General features: G+C 64.7%; 16 protein-coding genes and 1 pseudogene. 6 read left to right on the top strand and 11 right to left on the bottom strand.

The annotated features are described in order from the left end of the window. Positions 1 to 45: 45 nt before the first annotated feature. The 6 genes from EXQ71_04090 to EXQ71_04115 all read right to left on the bottom strand — a co-directional run bounded on the left by EXQ71_04090 (position 46) and on the right by EXQ71_04115 (position 7312). Positions 46 to 1050 carry an ATP-binding cassette domain-containing protein gene (locus EXQ71_04090; GenBank protein MSO86686.1) on the bottom strand — a complete coding sequence of 335 codons (1005 nt, stop codon included), beginning with the start codon at positions 1048 to 1050 and terminating at the stop codon, positions 46 to 48. Continuing rightward, positions 1050 to 2147, bottom strand: a complete 1098-nt coding sequence (locus EXQ71_04095; GenBank protein MSO86687.1) for an ABC transporter ATP-binding protein — start codon at positions 2145 to 2147, stop codon at positions 1050 to 1052. Before EXQ71_04095 ends, EXQ71_04090 begins: the two co-directional genes overlap by 1 nt. 23 nt (positions 2148 to 2170) lie before the next feature. Next, positions 2171 to 3091 carry an ABC transporter permease gene (locus tag EXQ71_04100; protein ID MSO86688.1) on the bottom strand — a complete coding sequence of 307 codons (921 nt, stop codon included), beginning with the start codon at positions 3089 to 3091 and terminating at the stop codon, positions 2171 to 2173. After that, the gene (locus EXQ71_04105; GenBank protein MSO86689.1) at positions 3091 to 4050 is read right to left on the bottom strand and encodes an ABC transporter permease; all 960 of its coding nucleotides are present in this window, start codon (positions 4048 to 4050) and stop codon (positions 3091 to 3093) included. The genes EXQ71_04100 and EXQ71_04105 overlap by 1 nt, the downstream gene beginning before the upstream one ends. A gap of 52 nt (positions 4051 to 4102) precedes the next feature. Continuing rightward, the gene (locus EXQ71_04110) at positions 4103 to 5716 is read right to left on the bottom strand and encodes a hypothetical protein (GenBank protein ID MSO86690.1); all 1614 of its coding nucleotides are present in this window, start codon (positions 5714 to 5716) and stop codon (positions 4103 to 4105) included. Between the two features lie 180 nt (positions 5717 to 5896). Next, complete coding sequence (locus tag EXQ71_04115; GenBank protein ID MSO86691.1) at positions 5897 to 7312, bottom strand: hypothetical protein; 1416 nt, start codon at positions 7310 to 7312, stop codon at positions 5897 to 5899. On the opposite strand from EXQ71_04115, the gene EXQ71_04120 reads away from it, so the two are divergent. Continuing rightward, positions 7311 to 8117 carry a crotonase/enoyl-CoA hydratase family protein gene (locus EXQ71_04120; protein ID MSO86692.1) on the top strand — a complete coding sequence of 269 codons (807 nt, stop codon included), beginning with the start codon at positions 7311 to 7313 and terminating at the stop codon, positions 8115 to 8117. The two genes, EXQ71_04115 and EXQ71_04120, sit on opposite strands and share 2 nt — an antisense overlap. 29 nt (positions 8118 to 8146) lie before the next feature. Here the strand turns inward: EXQ71_04120 and EXQ71_04125 are convergent, their stop codons facing one another. Both EXQ71_04125 and EXQ71_04130 read right to left on the bottom strand, forming a co-directional pair. Continuing rightward, on the bottom strand, positions 8147 to 8914 hold the full coding sequence (locus EXQ71_04125; GenBank protein ID MSO86693.1) for a glycerophosphodiester phosphodiesterase: 768 nt from the start codon (positions 8912 to 8914) through the stop codon (positions 8147 to 8149). Between the two features lie 7 nt (positions 8915 to 8921). Beyond that, a pseudogene (locus tag EXQ71_04130) lies at positions 8922 to 9165 on the bottom strand (acyl-CoA synthetase). 127 nt (positions 9166 to 9292) lie between these two features. Here EXQ71_04130 and EXQ71_04135 point away from each other — a divergent pair. Beyond that, positions 9293 to 10879: a hypothetical protein gene (locus tag EXQ71_04135; GenBank protein MSO86694.1), complete on the top strand. Its 1587-nt coding sequence runs from the start codon at positions 9293 to 9295 to the stop codon at positions 10877 to 10879. Between the two features lie 76 nt (positions 10880 to 10955). Here EXQ71_04135 and EXQ71_04140 read toward each other — a convergent pair whose 3' ends face one another. After that, positions 10956 to 12515, bottom strand: a complete 1560-nt coding sequence (locus tag EXQ71_04140; GenBank protein ID MSO86695.1) for an acyl-CoA synthetase — start codon at positions 12513 to 12515, stop codon at positions 10956 to 10958. 31 nt (positions 12516 to 12546) lie between these two features. Here EXQ71_04140 and EXQ71_04145 point away from each other — a divergent pair, with 31 nt between their 5' ends. After that, entirely contained in the window at positions 12547 to 13314 is a 768-nt protein-coding gene (locus EXQ71_04145) for a hypothetical protein (GenBank protein MSO86696.1), read from the top strand. Between the two features lie 43 nt (positions 13315 to 13357). Next, positions 13358 to 14560, top strand: a complete 1203-nt coding sequence (locus EXQ71_04150) for an acyl-CoA dehydrogenase (GenBank protein MSO86697.1) — start codon at positions 13358 to 13360, stop codon at positions 14558 to 14560. 19 nt (positions 14561 to 14579) lie between these two features. Here EXQ71_04150 and EXQ71_04155 read toward each other — a convergent pair whose 3' ends face one another. Further along, a complete protein-coding gene (locus EXQ71_04155) occupies positions 14580 to 15152 on the bottom strand; it encodes a histidine phosphatase family protein (GenBank protein ID MSO86698.1) in 573 nt (190 codons plus the stop codon). Positions 15153 to 15179: 27 nt separating this feature from the next. On the opposite strand from EXQ71_04155, the gene EXQ71_04160 reads away from it, so the two are divergent. Continuing rightward, positions 15180 to 15944, top strand: a complete 765-nt coding sequence (locus EXQ71_04160) for an alpha/beta hydrolase (protein ID MSO86699.1) — start codon at positions 15180 to 15182, stop codon at positions 15942 to 15944. Here EXQ71_04160 and EXQ71_04165 read toward each other — a convergent pair. Continuing rightward, entirely contained in the window at positions 15941 to 16204 is a 264-nt protein-coding gene (locus tag EXQ71_04165; GenBank protein MSO86700.1) for a hypothetical protein, read from the bottom strand. The genes EXQ71_04160 and EXQ71_04165 overlap by 4 nt on opposite strands. A gap of 26 nt (positions 16205 to 16230) precedes the next feature. Here EXQ71_04165 and EXQ71_04170 point away from each other — a divergent pair, with 26 nt between their 5' ends. Next, on the top strand, positions 16231 to 17151 hold the full coding sequence (locus EXQ71_04170) for a patatin-like phospholipase family protein (GenBank protein MSO86701.1): 921 nt from the start codon (positions 16231 to 16233) through the stop codon (positions 17149 to 17151). The last annotated feature ends 10 nt before the right edge of the window (positions 17152 to 17161 follow it).

Raw genomic sequence — 17161 nt, forward strand, 5'->3', positions numbered from 1 at the left:
CTCACGAGCCGGACGGGGTCAACGAGATCACCGTGCCCATCGTGATCAGGCGGCTGTGGTGCCGATCGAGGGGAAGTGGCAGGCCACGAAGTGGTCCTCGGCTACGGCGCGGATCTGGGGTTCTTCCAGCGAGCAACGCTCCTGGGCGGCCGGACAGCGCGTGCGGAAACGACAGCCGGCCGGCGGATCGATAGGGGAGGGAAGATCGCCGAGGAGGAGCCCACTGCTGGACGGCACCACGGTGGGGTCGGGCACGGGGATGGAACGCAGGAGGGCGGCGGTGTAGGGATGGGCGGGGGTGGAGTAGAGGGCGTCGGGGGAGCCAACTTCACAGATCTTGCCGAGATACATGACCGCCACGCGATCACTGATGTTCTTCACCACGGCGAGGTCGTGGGCGATGAAGATGAGGGTGATGCCGTAGCGGGCCTTCATATCCTCCAGCAGGTTGAGGATCTGGGCCTGCACGGACACATCCAGCGCCGACACGGGCTCGTCGCAGATCAACAGTTTGGGTTCGAGTACCAGGGATCGGGCAATGGAGATCCGCTGGCACTGACCGCCGGAGAACTGGTGAGGGCGCTTCTCGCCGGCCACCTCGGGATCGAGACCCACGGCGTCGAGCACTTCGGTCACTCGGTCCCGGCGTTCCTTCTCGGTGCCCCGTTTCCAGATGCGCAGCGGCTCGGCCACGATGTCCTTCACTTTGCGGCGCGGGTTGAGCGACGAAATCGGGTCCTGAAAGATGAATTGCAATTGGGTCCGGACCTCGCGGAGGTGCTTGCCCTCGATCTTGGCGAGGTCGATGCCCTCGAAGAGGACGCGGCCGCTGGTGGGAGCGGGAAGTTGCATGATGGCCCGACCGGTGGTGGATTTTCCGCACCCGGACTCACCCACCAAACCGAGGGTTTCGCCACGCCGCACGTCGAGGCTGATACCGGATACGGCGTGCACGAGCCCGGCGGAGGTAGGGAACTCAACGGTGAGGTCCTCAACGCGCATGAGCACATCGTCGGAATCGCGAAGGTGGGCGGTGCCGGTACCGGCCATCAGTGAGTACCTCCTGGTGGATCCGCCAGTATTTGGGTGATGGACACGGCGGCGGGCATGCCGGCCGCCGTGTTGTGAGCCAATGCCTCGCGACCGGCCTCGGTGCCTACCGGGAACCAACAGCGGTAGAGGTGGCCGGGTGTCTCGCTCTCTTGTAACGGCGGCATCTCGCTGTTGCACTTGGGCTGGACGTAGGGGCAGCGCGGCGCGAATCGGCAGCCGCTGGGTGGGTTGATGAGATCTGGCGGGCGACCAGCGATGGCCTGTAGTCGGGTGTGGCTGGGTTGGGCCAACTTGGGAATCGAGTGGAGCAGGGCCTGGGTATAGGGCATGCGTACGTTGGCGAAGAGATCGGTCGTGGGGGCGTGTTCCACGATTTGGCCGGCGTACATCACCGCGATGTGGTTGGTGCGTCCGGCTACTACCCCGAGGTCGTGCGTCACCAGGACCATGGCCATGTGGCGCTCCACCTGTTGCTGATGAAGTAGGTCGAGAATCTGCGCCTGCACCGTCACATCGAGGGCGGTAGTGGGCTCGTCGGCCAAGAGCAACTTGGGGCCGCAGGCCAGGGCGATGGCGATGGTGACCCGCTGACGCATCCCCCCTGATAGCTCGTGGGGGTACTGGGAGATCCGTCGCTTCGGGTCCGGGATGCCCACCGAATCGAGCAACTGCAGCGCCTGGGCGCGGGCTTCGGCCTTTGACAGTTTCAGGTGATAGCGCAGGCCCTCGGTGATCTGGCGGCCGACCTTCAGGACCGGATTCAATGACGTCATCGGATCCTGGAAGACCATGGCTATCTCGGTGCCCCAGAGATCCCGCAACTGGCTCTCGCTCGCCCCCACCAGTTCGGTGCCGTTGTACCGAACCGATCCCGAGCGGATCACGTTTTTTCCGGTGAGCAAACCCATGACGGAGCGCGCCAGCACCGTCTTGCCCGACCCCGACTCGCCCACGATGCCGAGGGTGTCACCGCGTTCGAGGGTGAAGCTGACACTATCCACGGCCTTGACGACGCCCGCGGGGGTATCGAAGTAGCTGCGGAAATCGTGGACCTGCAGGAGTGCACCATCGTGGACGGTGTCGGCGGTGAGCACGCGCCGAGTGGCTCGAGGTTTGGTCAAAGCATGGATTCCTTCACATCGAAGGCCGCCCGGAAGCGGTCACCCAGTACGTTGACCGCCAGCACGGTGAGGAACATCGTGACCGCAGGGATCATGGCGGTGTGAGCGATGTTGTCCTGTTGGAGGGGTTTCTTGCCCCCGTTGATCATGCCGCCCCAACTGATCGTCTCGGTGGAGGTGAGGCCGAGGAACGCCAGACTGCCCTCGGCCACGATGGCGATGCCCACCACCAGCAGACCGAAGGCCAAGAGGGGAAGGATGACGTTGGGGAGAATCTCCCGCGCCAGGATCCGTTTCTGGCTGGCGCCGGCCGCCCGGGCGGCGAGGACGAACTCACGTTGGGCGTAGGTGAGGGTGGTGGCCCGGGAGATGCGGGCAAAGGCGGGGATCGAGACGAGTGAAATGCCGAGCACCACGTTCAGCAGGTCGGCGCCCAAGAAAGCCACGATGGCAATGAGCAGGATCAAGGCGGGGAAGGCGAGGAAGACATCCACCGAGGCCATGAGAAGGGTCTCGCTTTTGCCCCGGAAGAATCCGGCGAGGAGGCCGATGGTGCCGCCCACCAGCATCCCGATGATGAGCACACCGGCGGCCACCACCAGGGACACCCGCCCTCCCCAGACGATGCGAGCGAGGATGTCGTAGCCGTTGTTGTCCGTCCCGAGAAGGTGTCCGGCGGTGAAGGGCGACGAGTTGTTTTTGGGCACGGAGAAATCGGTCTTGGCGGGATCGTCGAGCGGCAGCCAGGGCGCGAACACGGCGGCGGCGGTCAAGGTGATGAGCCAGATGGTGGCGATCCAGCCGCCGATGCCCAAAGCGCCGGTTTTCTTGGCGGTCTTGATCTTCTTGTCGGAAGCGGGGGAAGCCGGCGGGGGGTTGGTGGCAATCCCGTCGGGTGGGGAAACGAGGTCAGTCATCAGGCTCCAGCCCGTCGGACTCGCGGATCGAGGATGGTGTAGAGGATGTCGATGAGGAAGTTGATGAGGACGAAGGAGATGGCGATGAGGAGCACTACCCCTTGTACCACCAGGTAATCCCGTTTGAGGATCGACTCAATGGCGAGGCTGCCGATGCCGGGGAGCACAAAAAACTGCTCGATGATGACCGCACCACCGATGAGGGTGCCGAATTGGATGCCAAACACGGTAATGAGTGAGAACGACGACGGTCGGAGGGCGTGGCGCGCCAGGATGTACCGGGTCGGCAATCCCTTGGACCGCGCCATGAGAATGAAGTCCTCCTGGAGGGTAGAAATCAGATCGCTGCGCAACAGACGGGTGTAGACGGCGGTGAGGCCTGCCACCAGCACAGCCAAGGGGAGGGCAATCGAACGTAGGTTGCCGACGATCCCTTCGCTGATGGGCTGATAGCCGATGGCCGGGAACCAGTTGAACCGCAGGGCAAACAACCACACCAAGAACACCGCGAAGGCGTAGCCGGGTATCGAAATCAGCCCGAAAGAGGCCGTAGTGATGGCTTTGTCGGTTCGGGAGTTGCTCCGGAAGGCGCTGAACAGGGCCAATGGAATAGCTAGGGTCAAGGAGACCAACTGGGCCAACAGCATCAATTCGATGGTGGCGGGCAACTTTTGCTTCAGTAGCTCAGTGGTCTCGAACTTACTGGTATACGAACGGCCTAGGTCGCCCTGGGCGACGTTGCCGAGGTACTGGACGTACTGCGTGAGGAAGGGCTTATTGAGCCCGAGGTCCTCTTGGACTGCCTCGCGCACTTCGACGTTGGAGTACTGGGGGCCGAGGAGCACAACAACGGGATCACCCGGAAGGAGTTTGGTCAGGCTGAACGTGAGGAAACTCACGACCAGTACCACGGCCAGCAGTTTGAGCAACCGCGTAACCGCACCTTTCAGGATTCCCATGTTGTGTCCTCGACCCCCTCTGCCAACGGACTATCAGACGTGGATTGGTCTCTTACTTGCTGGAGGCGACGAAGATATACCCGGGCTTGATGGCCCCGAGTGAGTTCACCTCGCCGGGGGGCAATCCACCGACCTTTTCGCTGTTGTACACATTGCCGAAGAGGTCGTACAAGGTGGTGATCAGCGGTACCTCTTCGCCGGTGATCTCCTGGACCTTGTCGTAGGCCGCCTTCCGCTTGTCGAAGTCCGCTGTCGCCTGGCCTTCTTTGAGAAGTTTATCCACCTCTTTGTTCGAGTAGAAGGTCAAGTTTCCGGCGTCATCGGTGGTCAGACCGGCCCGGATCGCATCCGGATCTTGGAACTGGCCGCTGCGGAAGCAGGCCCCTTCGTAATCGCCTCCCCGGGCAAACATCCGGGCGACGAACGCGCCCTGGTCCTGGGTTTCCAAGGTGATCTCCATCCCGCCCGCCTCGCCCATCTGCTTGACGAGCTGGAGAACATTGTCGGCCTCCGGGGTGGGGATGCACACGATGGAGAACTTCAGGCCGCCCAATTCCTTCACCAGGTCCTGGCACTTCTTCAGGTCGAACCTAGGCGTACCAGCGTCGGCATTGTAGTAGGCCGAGTCGGTGGCGAAGCCGGAGTAGGAGGGCTGACGAATGCCCTCATAGACCCGCTCGTTGATGAGGTCCTTGTTGGTGCAGTAGGCCACCGCCTGCCGAGCCCGCACGTCGTTGAACGGAGGCTTGGCGTTGTTCATCAGCAAGATGGTGGAACTGGAGCCGCTGATCTTCTGAGCTGAGAAGCCCTTTGCCTCGGCCGCCTTGACCGTGGGGGTGTCGGCTGTTTGGAACAGGTCGATGTCGCCACTTTCCAGAGCGGACACTCGCTGACCAGAATCCGGGATGGGCTTCACCGTGAACTTGTCGAGGTACGGCAGTTGAATGCCGTTCTCGTCCTTCCCCCAGTAGTCGGGGTTGGCCACGAGGACCACCCTGTCGCCGGGAACGAACTCGGCGAGCTTGAACGGGCCGGTACCTACCGGGTTGTTCTTGTACTCGTCGCCGTACTTCGCCACAGCGGCCGGGGACTCAATGTAACCAACCGAGCCAGCCAACGTGTCACCGAAAGCCACGTCGGGCGAGGCGAGGGTGAAGATCACCGTGTCGCCGGTCGGACCGTTGGGGAGTTCCATGTTGGTGATCTGCTTGACGGTGTCGAGGCACGGGCACGCGGTAGTCGGATCTTGCAGCCGTTCGAAGTGCTTCTTGACGGCTTCGGCATTGAGCGGGGTGCCGTCTTGGAATGTGACATCAGTTGGAAGGGTAAGGGTGTAAGTCGAAAGGTCCTTACCGCCGTCGCCGGCTTCAAGCGAGGTGGCGAGGAAGGGGACGAGTTCGCCATCCTCGTAGGTCATCAGCGGATCGTAGAGACCGAGCGTGACTACCTTGTCCGCCGGTTGGGCGGCGGCACCCACATCAAGCGTTGAGATGTCGGACTCGGCGCCGAAGACGAGTTCTCCACCCTTGGTGGGCTTGCTGGCGGTCTCGGTGGTCTCGGTGGTCGAGGCGCTGTCGTCGCTTCCGCCACAAGCGGCTGCTACGAAGACCAGCCCCGTCATCAGGGCGATCATCCGGCACCACGATCGGTGGCGGTAGTTGGTCATAGTTTTTCCCCCGTTTGGCAGCGTGGGTGTGGGAACTACGTCCCCGCGGGCGGCGACAATCGGTGACGCTGGTCACACCGATGGCTGGACGGTAGGAGCGGGGAAGCAGCGCTGTCAATAACACCCCCGCAGTGCGGGGCCGCTGTCGATTTCCTTGCGCAGGCCCGGTGCAGTCCCCACTCAGTCGGAGGGCGTGAGGACATCGATTTGTTGCTCGTAGCCCCGGGCGTAGCCAAGGACACGTTCGACGTACGGCTGGGAATGATTGTAGGAGAAGTAGGCCTGGCGAAGGCCGGCGTCGGCGGTCAGGTCACGTTGGCCGGTGCACAGGTAGCGGGCGGCAGCGAGGGTGGCGTCGTACATGTTGAACGGCGACATGACGCCATCACGATTGCCGTCGGATTGGTAGGCCCGCCAGGTGGAAGGAATGAACTGCATCGGTCCCACGGCGCGGTCGAAGATGGGATCACCGTCGAAGTCGCCGTTGTCGCTATCGGTGATGACAGCGGTGGATCGACTGCCGTCGAGTTGGATGCCGATGATGGGGCGACTGACATCGCCGTTGGGTCCCAGGGAGGCTCCGCCGTAGGTGCCGTGACGGCCCTCGATCTTGGCAATTCCCGCCACGCCCCACCACTGCACCCGACAGCCCGGACGGCTCACGCGTTCCGTGGCGGCCGCCCGGTAGTAGGCATCGAGCGCCACTAGGGGAAATTCCACCCCTTTGACGGTGGCGAGGACGCGGGCCTGTTCGTACGGCACCCGGGCGGTGGCGACCTGTTCGCCGGCAGTCGATTCATCCTTGCTGGCGCCGGTCCGTTGGAGGTGGGCCTTCAGCGCTACCGCTTCGGTAGCGCTGAGAGCGGTGGTCGTCTTGTCCACCCGCTGTTGGGCGGCAGCAATCTCGGTGCGGTAGCGCTGTTGTTCGGCGAGAAGCACGTCCATGGAGAGTTGGCCCAGCACGGCGCGCTGATCGGTCTCGTTGATGGCGGGGGTCGGTGAGGTGAGGGCTTCGGCCATCCGTTCCGTGCTGCGCCCCGACACGAACGCGCCGATGGCGATGTCGCGTATGGCCGCGTCGAGGACGTTGAGGCGCCGGGTGAGGCCCTCGACGCGAGCCACTGCCGCGCCGCGCTCGCCCTGAAGTCGGTAGCCCTCTACCCGCGCCGCGGTGGCTGAAGTATCGAGCGCGGTTCGGCGGTCCTGGAGGGCTGAGTGTGTGTTGACCACCGCCGCGTACGCAGTGGCGGCCCGGTCAAAGGCGGGGCTCGAAACGGGCACCTTGGCCAACTCGAGAGAGATCGACGGGAGGTCGGGGAGTTCGGGTGAAGGGGGGGCGATGCCGGCGGGGTCAAACGGGGGCTGAGGGGCCTGCTCGCCCTCCTTGGCGCTGACGTTGGGGGCCAAACTGAACGAGGCGAGGAGAATGCTGCAGACCACTGCGAGCGGCAGGTGGGGCAGGCGCGACATATGGCTGGAGACGGGGAGGGGCATGAGGGGGCGGCACGTGAGCGCCTGATGGCGCCGAGGGAACGACCGGGGGAGAGTGTGCCCCAAACCGACAGGCGTGCCTAGTGGGTGGCATGCTGCAGGCATGTCCGACCGAGTCTTGATTGACGTGGAAAACGGTATTGCTGATGTGCGGCTCAACCGCCCGGACAAACTCAACGCCCTGGATGTGGCGATGTTTCAGGGGATCGTGGCGGCGGGGGAGTCGCTGAAGGACGACCCGGCGGTGCGGGTGGTCGTGCTCTCGGGCCAGGGCCGGGGTTTCTGCGCGGGACTGGACTTCAGCAGTTTCCAGGCGATGGCCACCCCCGAGCCCGCCGGGGGCGAGGCTCCGGCAATGGCAATCGGGCAGACCAATGGTGGGATCACCCATCTTGGTCAACAGGCCGCGTGGGTGTGGCAGGAAATGGGGGTGCCGGTGATTGCCGCCTTGCATGGTGCCGTGCTGGGAGGCGGTCTGCAGATCGCCCTCGGAGCCGATCTCCGACTGGTGGCACCCGACGCGAAGTTGGCGGTGCTGGAGGCGCGGTGGGGTCTGATCCCGGATATGACCGGGACGGTCATCTTACCGAGGTTGGTGGGAATAGACGTGGCCAAGGAGCTCACCTTCACCGGACGCATGGTGTCGGGAACTGAAGCGGTGGCCTTGGGCCTCGCAACGCGCCTGGCGGAGGATCCCCATGGCGCCGCCATGGCGTTGGCGGCGGAGTTAGTGACAAAAAGTCCCGAGGCCCTGCGGGAGGGGAAGCGCCTCCTGAACCTGTCGGGGACGCGTTCGCTGGCCGATCAACTCCTCGACGAACGCGCCACCATGGCCTCGCTGATCGGGAGTCCAAACCAGGTGGAGGCCACCACCGCCTTTTTCGAGAAGCGGGAGCCCCGCTTCCACTGAACGGCCCGCAACCGCGGCGCCCGGTGAGGTCAGGACCAGGTGCCCCGACTGACGAGCAGGTTCTTGAGGATTTGCGGGCGGTCGGTCATGATCCCGTCCACTCCGAGATCGAGTAGGCGGGTCATTTCGTCCGGATCATCGATCGTCCACACGTGCACCTGGATCCCGCGGCGGTGGGCGGCGGCCACGAACCGCTTGGTGACCAGGGGGATCGGACCTTGGTGGGTGGGTACCTGCGCACAGGGTGCCAGATGGCTCCCACCTCCAGGGAGGCCTTGCGAAACCGCCACCAACCTCGCCACCTCGCGCGGGCCCATGCTGGTGCACAGGCGATCGCCCACCAGTGCTTTGATCTTGGCGATGCGGCGGCCACTGAAGGCGCCGACACACACGCGATCCACGGAGTTGGTTCGGATAATGGCGGCGGCGAGCGGGGCAGCCACATCGTCTTGCTTCGGATCGAGGTTGATGCGCACTTCCGGCCAGGTGGTGAGGACATCCTCCAGGAGCGGAATGGGTTCACGGCCGTCCACCTTGGCCTTACGCACCTCACTCCAGGGCAAGTCGGCGATGAGCCCGGTGCGATCGGTGACGCGGTCGAGGCGGTCGTCGTGGAAGGCAACGAGGATGCCGTCGGCGGTGACATGGACGTCGGTTTCCAGATAGTGGTAGCCGAGTGACACGGCATGGTTGAACGCCGGCATCGTGTTTTCGGGAGCCTCGGAGGCACCGCCGCGATGGGCAATGGCCAGCGGTCGTGCGCCGTCGAGGAAGGGGTAGTGAGATCGGGATGCCATCGGATGCCTAGACGGAACGCCCGGAGGCAGCCCAGTACTCGTCCTTCAGTAGTCGCTTGTACAACTTGCCGGTCGGATGTTGGGGCAGTTCGGGTCGGAAGTCAACTGAACGCCGACACTTGACGTCACCCAGATATTCTTGGCGATACCCCATTAGCTCCTGCTCGAGTTCGGGGCCGGCGGCGTCCATCGAATACCGCCACATCCACCCCCTTGGGATGCACGGTGAGCACGTTCTCGGCCTCCTGGGGGGTACACGTTCACATCGCTGGCGCTGAACGCGAAGGTAACCACAAGAGAGCCCGGCCACCCGGAAAGACTCTGGTGTCGCTCACGATACCTTGATCGCCTCGAAGGGTGAGCGGTTATCGTGCGGCGATGCCGGAGAGCACCGCGACGATCCGGAGCGAAACCCTCTGGCGACAGCTGGCATCGCATGCCGTCGAGATCGTCTTCACGATCGTGATCGGCGCCGCTGGGGTGCTCCTGTTTCGCAACACGAGCAACGCCTACTTCCGAGGCGACGACTGGGGGCTGATCTTCCAGGCGGGGTCGGTTCGTGGGATCGTTCGGCCGTACAACGACCACCTGAGCTTGGCGATCCTTGCGCTGTACCGGTCGCTGAGCGAGGTCGTCGGGTTCTCCTACGGCCCGTTTCGTGTTGCCGGGGTGCTGTGCCTACTAGGGGTCCCAGTGACGTACTTCGCCACCACCCGCCGTTTGCTGGGCCCACCGCTCGCCGCGGTCGCGGCGCTCTCCATGCTGGGACTCGCCCACCCCGAGCTGGCCCCCTCGTCGCTCAACCACTACTTGGTGCTCATCGGTGCGATCGGTTGTTCTGCAGCCTGGCACCGTGGTCGGCGGGCCGACTGGGTGTTGGCGGCGTGCCTCGCTCTGTCGTTGAGCGCGGCTGGCGGTGGCCTGGCCGTTGCTGGCGCGTGTGTGGTGTACAGCGCGTGTGCCCGGGTCCATCGCCGGCGATGGATCGTGGTCCTGGTCCCCTGTCTCGCGTGGGGCACCTGGTGGTTCCTGCTCGCGCGCGGGACGCGATCGCAGTTTCGCCCCACCACTCGGCCGGCGTTCGACGACGTCCTGAAGCACGCACTCGAAGTCATGGCCTCCCCATTCGAGCACCTCAGCATGGGCATCCCGGGCGTCGCGGTCACGCTCGCCCTGCTGTTCTGTGCGGTGGGTGTGTGGCGGCTTCGACAGGGCATGGAATCGGCGGCCAACTTCCTCGCGTGGACCACGGCGCTCGTCATCTGGGCGATCGGTGTCGCGTACGGACGAGGGTCGCCCGCCATGGTCATCTACTTTCGCTATCAGCTCCTCGCCCTCGGGTTCGTTCTGCTGGCATTGTTGCCCCGGAAACCCATCGAATGGCCCCCTCGCGTGCCTCTGGCCACCGACCGCCGATGGATGGCCGCCGCTGCCTGCCTGATCCTCTTGGCATCGGCGGCGCGTGGCGTCACGTTGCGCGACGAGGTAGAGCAACGATCGTTTCAGGTGGCCTTCTTCAACCGCAACGCCCGGGCGCACACCCGAGTGCTGGCCCTGGGGCCGGAGGTCGTCCCCGACGATACGCGCCTGAGTGCCGCGTTCAGCGAACTAACGGCCAGAGACATTCGCGGTCTTCTGCGACGATACGGGCACGGCCCCCGCGATGATCCCCAGTCCGTCGACCGGGCGCTGATCGACGAAGGCGTGGCCACCGCGCAGGTACGGAGCCGCCGTCGGACCGACTGCACCCTCGACCGAGGGCCGATCGACTGGCTCTCGACCGACGGTGGCCCGTTGCGCCTGTGGTCTGCCGAGGACCGATGGACCGTGGAGGTGCGACGGTTCGGGAACGACTGGATCGCTCTGGCCACCGCCAGCGCGGGCCAAAAGGTGACCCTGACCTTGCCCGACCTCGGTGCGAAGGTGCCTTGGCAGGTTCGGGCCGATGGCGCCTGCAAGATCTAAGAGCCCGAAGTCGCGCGGGGTCAGGCACCAACATCAACTTCGGGCGCGCCGTTTCTCCACCATTTGCTCGTTCTGACTAGATCGACCGTCCTGCGTCTGCCCAGTACTCGTCCTTCAGTAGTCGCTTGTACAACTTGCCGGTCGGATGCCGGGGTAGTTCGGGTCGGAAGTCAACTGAACGCGGACACTTGACGTCAGCCAGATGCTCTTGGCAATACGCGATCAACTCGCGCTCCAGCTCCGGACCGGCCGCTTCCATGGAGATGGGTTCGACGACGGCCTTCACCTCTTCACCAAAGTCGTCGTTTGGCACGCCGAACACCGCAACGTCATTGACCTTCGGGTGCATGGCAAGCACGTTCTCCGCCTCCTGGGGGTACACGTTCACACCGCCCGCGATGATCATGTACGCCCGGCGGTCGGTTAGGTACAAGAAGTTGTCGTCGTCGAGGTAGCCCACATCACCCAGGGTGCTCCAGCCCCGGCCCTTTGGGTCGCGCGATTCGGCTGTCTTTTTGGCGTCGTTGTGGTACTGAAAACTGGCGGCCGCCTCACCGCCAAAATACACGGTCCCGGGCGTACCCGTGGGGGCGTCCTCACCGTCTTCGCCCACGATGTGAATGCTCCCGAGCACGGCTGTCCCCACGGTGCCGGGATGGGCGAGCCAATCCGTGCTGTTGCAATACACAAAACCGTTGCCCTCGGTGCCGGCGTAGTACTCGTGCACGATCGGTCCGAACCATTCGATGATGCGCAACTTGACCTCGGTGGGACAGGGAGCGGCGGCGTGCACCACCACCTGTAGGGAGGTGAGGTCGTAGGCGTTGCGCACCTCTGGTGGCAGTTTCAGCATGCGAACAAACATGGTGGGAACTACTTGGGTGAAGGTGACGCGGTGCTGTTGCACCAGGGCGAGGTATTCCTCCGGATCGAAACGCTCCATCACCACCACGGTTCCACCGAGGCGGTGGGTGGCGCGGCAGAAGCGCAGCGGGGCGGAGTGATAGAGCGGGGCGGGCGAGAGATACACGGTCGACTCGTTGGATCCAAACAATCCTTCGGCCAACCCGGCGACGCTGTCGTTGCCCTCGCCCAGCGGGGCGCCGGGCAGCGGCACCTTTACCCCTTTGGGCCGACCGGTGGTGCCGGAGCTGTAGAGCATGTCCTGTCCCTCGACCCGGTCTTCTTCCAGCGGGTCGGCGGAATGGGTGGCGATGCTGGCTTCGTAGGATTCGTAGCCTGCCGCGGTGCCATCGAGCATCAAGCGGAGTTTCACCGAGGGCATCAACGCCTGCAGTTCGTTGGCTTGTTCGGCTTTGTGTCGGGAGGTGATGAACCCCTGCGCTCCGCAGTCCTCGATGATGTAGGCCATCTCCTCGGTGGTGAGGCGGGAACTCATGGCGGTGTAGTAGAGGCCGGCGTAGTGGCAGCCCCACATCACACTGAGGAAGTGGGGGTGATTCTCCAAGCAGAGCGCGATGTGGTCGCCCGGTTGCAGGCCGGCAGAGCGCAGGACCCTGGAGAGGCGGTTGGCCTCCGCATCAACCTGGGCGTAGGTAATGATCTCGCCGCTGCCGGCCATGATGACGGCTGGCTTTTCGGGGTGGGTGGCGGCGAAGGTTCCAGGGAAGCGCATCTCTGGAACCTATCGCCGGTAGCCTGACGAGGTGGCCGAAGATCAGACCGCCGAGTTTGCGGCCCTCATGGCCCGAACGGACGAAGCGGTTCCGCTTGACGAAGCCCTGTTCCTGATCGCCGCCCATGCCACTCCAGGGCTGGATCGTCTCGCAGAACGGGCGCGCTTGGACCGTCTGGCCGCTGGCGTCACCGTCGGCTCGCTGGCGGGGTTACGGGCCCGGCTCTTCGATGAGGTTGGGTTTCGTGGTGATCGGGATACCTACTACGACCCACAGAACTCGATGCTGCCCGCAGTGGTGGAGCGTCGGAGGGGGATTCCGATCACCTTGGCGGCGGTGGTCATGGAAGTAGGGCGGCGCTGTGGCGTGACCCTGGAGGGGGTGGCGATGCCCGGGCATTTCCTGCTGCGGCGGCCTCACGAGGTTGACCGGTACATCGACGCATTCAACGGCGGCCGGGAACTGGACACGGCTGGCTGTCGCGACCTTTTTCACCAGTTGCAACCGGGGGTGCCCTTCTCGGCTGATGTTCTTGGTACCGCGACGCCCGAGATGATGGTGGAACGCGTGTTGAGGAATCTGGCGGAGGCCTACCGTCGGTCGGGGGATCGGCACGGCCTTTGCTGGTCGCTGAGCTTGGCGCTGTGCCTTCCCTCCGCCACGGATCGACAACGGCGCGAGTTGGGGGTGCTGCTGGGGGCGTCGGGGCGCTTCGACGAAGGGGCCGTGGTGTTGGATGCGTCCACGGACGAACGCGACCACCGGGCCGCCGCCCGCTTACGGGCTCGCCTCAATTGACCAGCGTAGGAATCTTGACCGTCGGGTCAAGTAAGGTCGGGTTATGACCACGCTTGATGTTTCTGCGCCTGAAACCGACGAAGCCACCGTGCTCGCCCTGTGTGAAGCGTTGCTGGCGGAGTTCCCTCCCCAAGACACCGATGTTGTGACCTTCCTCGGTCGGCAGTTCGATCTTGGTCTGGGTTGGGTGCACTTCCCGGTAGGTCAGGGGGGTTTGGGCCTGTCGCCGGGCCTGCAACGCACGATCAATGAGACCCTGCTGGCCGCTGGGGCTCCGATCGCCGCCTACCGAAACATCATTGGGCACGGAATGGGGGCGCCCACCATCGTGACCCACGGCTCGGCGGCGCAGAAGGACCGCTATCTCCGTCCACTCTTCACCGGAGAGGAGATCTGGTGTCAGCTTTTCTCGGAGCCGGGCGCCGGGTCGGACGTCGCGAGCCTCGCCACCAAGGCCGTGCGGGACGGTGACGAGTGGATCATCAACGGGCAGAAAGTGTGGACGACCCTGGCGCACCTGGCCCGGTGGGGGATGTTAGTGGCCCGCACCGACCCCGATGCGCCCAAACACAAGGGCATGACCTATTTCGTGGTGGACATGCACGGTCCTGGTGTGGAGGTTCGTCCTCTCTTTCAACTCACCGGTGAGGCCGAGTTCAATGAGGTCTACTTCACCGACGCGCGGATTCCTGATGCCGAGCGCTTGAGTGATGTGGGGGAAGGGTGGGGCGTCACGCTCACCACCTTGATGAACGAACGGGTGGCTATTGGTGGCGGCATCCCGGCGAAAGGGGCGGGGTTCATCGGCGAGGCCGTGCGCCTCTTCGAGGTTCATGGTGCCGATCCGGTGAAGCGCGATCCGCTCATGCGCTTGTGGGCCCGCGCCGAGGTGCTGCGCCTCACCAACATCCGGGCCAGCCAGAAACGTGCCATGGGTGATCCCGGCCCCGAGGGGGCGATCGGCAAGGCGCTGTCGGCCGAACTGAATAAGGACATCACGGCGTTCATGATGGGCATCATGGGGGCGGAGGCGATGCTCAAGCCGGAGGGCTATCCGATGGAGCGGGCCACGCACGCCATGCGCTGGGGAAGCCCGCAGCAGGCGTTCCTGCGTACCCGCGCCAACTCCATTGAGGGCGGTACTACCGAGATCACCAAGAACATCATGGGTGAGCGAGTACTCGGCCTCCCCGGCGACGTGCGCACCGACAAGGTGCTGCCGTGGTCGCAGGTGCCGCGCAACTAACGGGAAGATCGCGGCGCCGCTAGAGGGAACGGCGGTGGGGTGTTTCGTTGAGTGAGCCGATGCTCCGCTCGCCGGTGCTCGCCGCCAGCACGCGGCTGACGCTCGTGTAGTCCGGGAGGAAGAAGAGGGGCTCGTCAATGTGGAGTACGTGTCCGGCGTAGGCGTTGATCACGCCGCCGTGGCATATCACCGCCACCCGTTGGCCTCCGTGAGCTCCGACGATGCGTTCCATTGCCCCCACCACTTCATCCCGGAAGTGCTCGGGACGCTCGGGAAGTTCGTACCAGCGGGGGTCGTTGGCCGCCTTGAGTTCCTCGATCGGTATGTAACTGCCGGCGTCTCGGTCGAACTCGGCGAGGTGATCGTGAACGGTGATGGGGAGCGAGAGGCCCGCCGCGAGAGGGGCGGCGGTTTCCCTCGCTCGGCGCATCGGACTGCACCAGATGGCGTCGATCCGCTCCGAGGCCAGCCAGGCGGCGAGATCGCTGGCCTGGCGCAGGCCGACGTCCGATAACGCGGGGTCGGCGGGGCCGGTGGTGTCGCCTTCGTCAACCCGAAGCGGGAGTCCGTGGCGGATGAGGAGCAACTCCATAGCGTGAGGGTTCTAGCGTGTGGCGCCATGGGGCACCTCTTCGTCACTGAGCATGGGGCATCGCCGGGCGCGTGGCGCGTGGTGTGCGTGCACGGATCCTTGGACCGCTCCGCCGCCTTCGCCCGTACGGGCCGTCTCTTGGCTGATTTCCACGTGGTGCGCTACGACCGCCGCGGCTACGGCCGGTCAATAGCAGTAGGACCCAGCGATCGCTTCGACGATCAGGTCGATGATCTGGCGGAGATCGTGGGGGAGACGCCATCGGTGCTGGTTGGACACAGCCTGGGTGGGGTGGTGGCGCTGGCCTTCGCGCAACGCCACCCATCCTTGGCTCTGGCGGTGGTTGCTTATGAGGCACCGATGCCGTGGGATGCATCCTGGCCGTCGGTGACCGCCGGCAGCGCGGCCATGAGTGCCGAGGTGGATCCGGCTGATGCGGCCGAGCGATTCATGCGGCGCATGATCGGTGACGAACGCTGGGAGGCCCTTCCCCTGGGTACCCGCGAGCAACGACGCGCTGAGGGTCCGGCGCTGGTGGCGGAGTTGCGGGCGGTACGGGCCCCGAGCCCAGCTCCCTATGTGGCAGAAGAACTGGTCATTCCGGTGGTGGCGGCCCACGGCACCGAGTCGGCCCCCCACCACCAGGCAGGCACCCGCCACCTCGCCGAGCGCGCCCCGAAGGGCGAACTACACAAGGTGGAGGGTGCCGGTCATGGCGTGGCCCTCACGCACCCAGGGGCGCTGGCAGACCTGACCCGGCGCGCCGTCGCGCTCGTCGAACCACCGGGCTAGCTCCCCTCGTCGGCGGAGCAGGCGGGCACGGTGATCTCCTGGTTGACCACGACGCACGCACAGGTGCGGGCACAAGTCCGCAACGGGGCTTGGTTGAAGTAGAGGAACGCAGCCACCGCTGCCAGCACCGCCAGCACCATGAGCCGAATGGCCGTTTTAGCGATCAAGCGGAAGAGCACCGTGGCCACCATCAGTGTTGTGGCCACCCCCGCGGCAGGGAGATGGTCGTTCAACAACGAAGGAATCGCCGCCAGAGACATTGGGGCGAGGGTACCGTGACGAAGGTATGGGCAAGTTACGTGACCTTCTCCGTCGGCGGAGCGGACCGGTGGCCATGGTGCTGTCGGGGGGTGGCAACCAGGGCGCCGTGCAGGTGGGGATGTTGCGCTCCCTGCTGGAGCACGAGATTCACCCTGAGTTGGTGCTCGGTTGCTCCATCGGGGCGATCAACGGAGCGGTGTACGCGCAGGATCCAACGCTCCAGGGGGTTGAACGCCTCGAGGAGATTTGGCGAGGACTCGATACCGCCGGGTTCGTGCCCTCGGGCTGGCTTCCCCACGCCATTGCCCTAGCCCGACGAGGTGAATCCATCGACACCAACGATGGGCTGCGAGGGATGCTGGAGGGGATCCTGCAGCACGACACCTTCGAGGAGTTGACCATTCGCTTCCAGTGTGTCGCCACCGACGTGGCCGGGGTGCGGGAAGTGTGGTTTTCCAATGGCCCCCTCGTAAATCCCCTGTTGGCATCGGCGGCCATGCCCGCCGTGTTGCCAGCGGTGGTGATCGATGGTGTTCGCTACCTCGATGGCGCCATTGTGAACGATGTTCCGATCAGTCGGGCGGTGGAACTGGGCGCTCGCACGATCTATGTCTTGCATTGCGGCACCATCGACCGGCCGCGCCCCGAACCGAAACGACCGTTCGATGTGGCGGTGCAGGCCTATTGGCTGGCCCGCCACCATCGCTTCAAACGCGACCTCGAGAACCTGCCGTCGGAGGTGGAGGCGATTGTGCTTCCTACGGGATCTACCCAAACGCTGCGCTTCAACGACTTCACCCACAGTGAGGACATGATGGCCCGTTCCCATGCTGCGACCGACGCCTTTCTCGATGGATTCGTTGATGACAACGGCCCGCTGCCGAGCGACGCTCGGCCCCGGGGCGCGGCGAGCACGGAACACGGTCTCATGCCGACCGATCGGTAGAGTGCAGCCC

The organism is Acidimicrobiia bacterium, assembly GCA_009694375.1.
GTDB lineage: Bacteria > Actinomycetota > Acidimicrobiia > Acidimicrobiales > VFJN01 > VFJN01.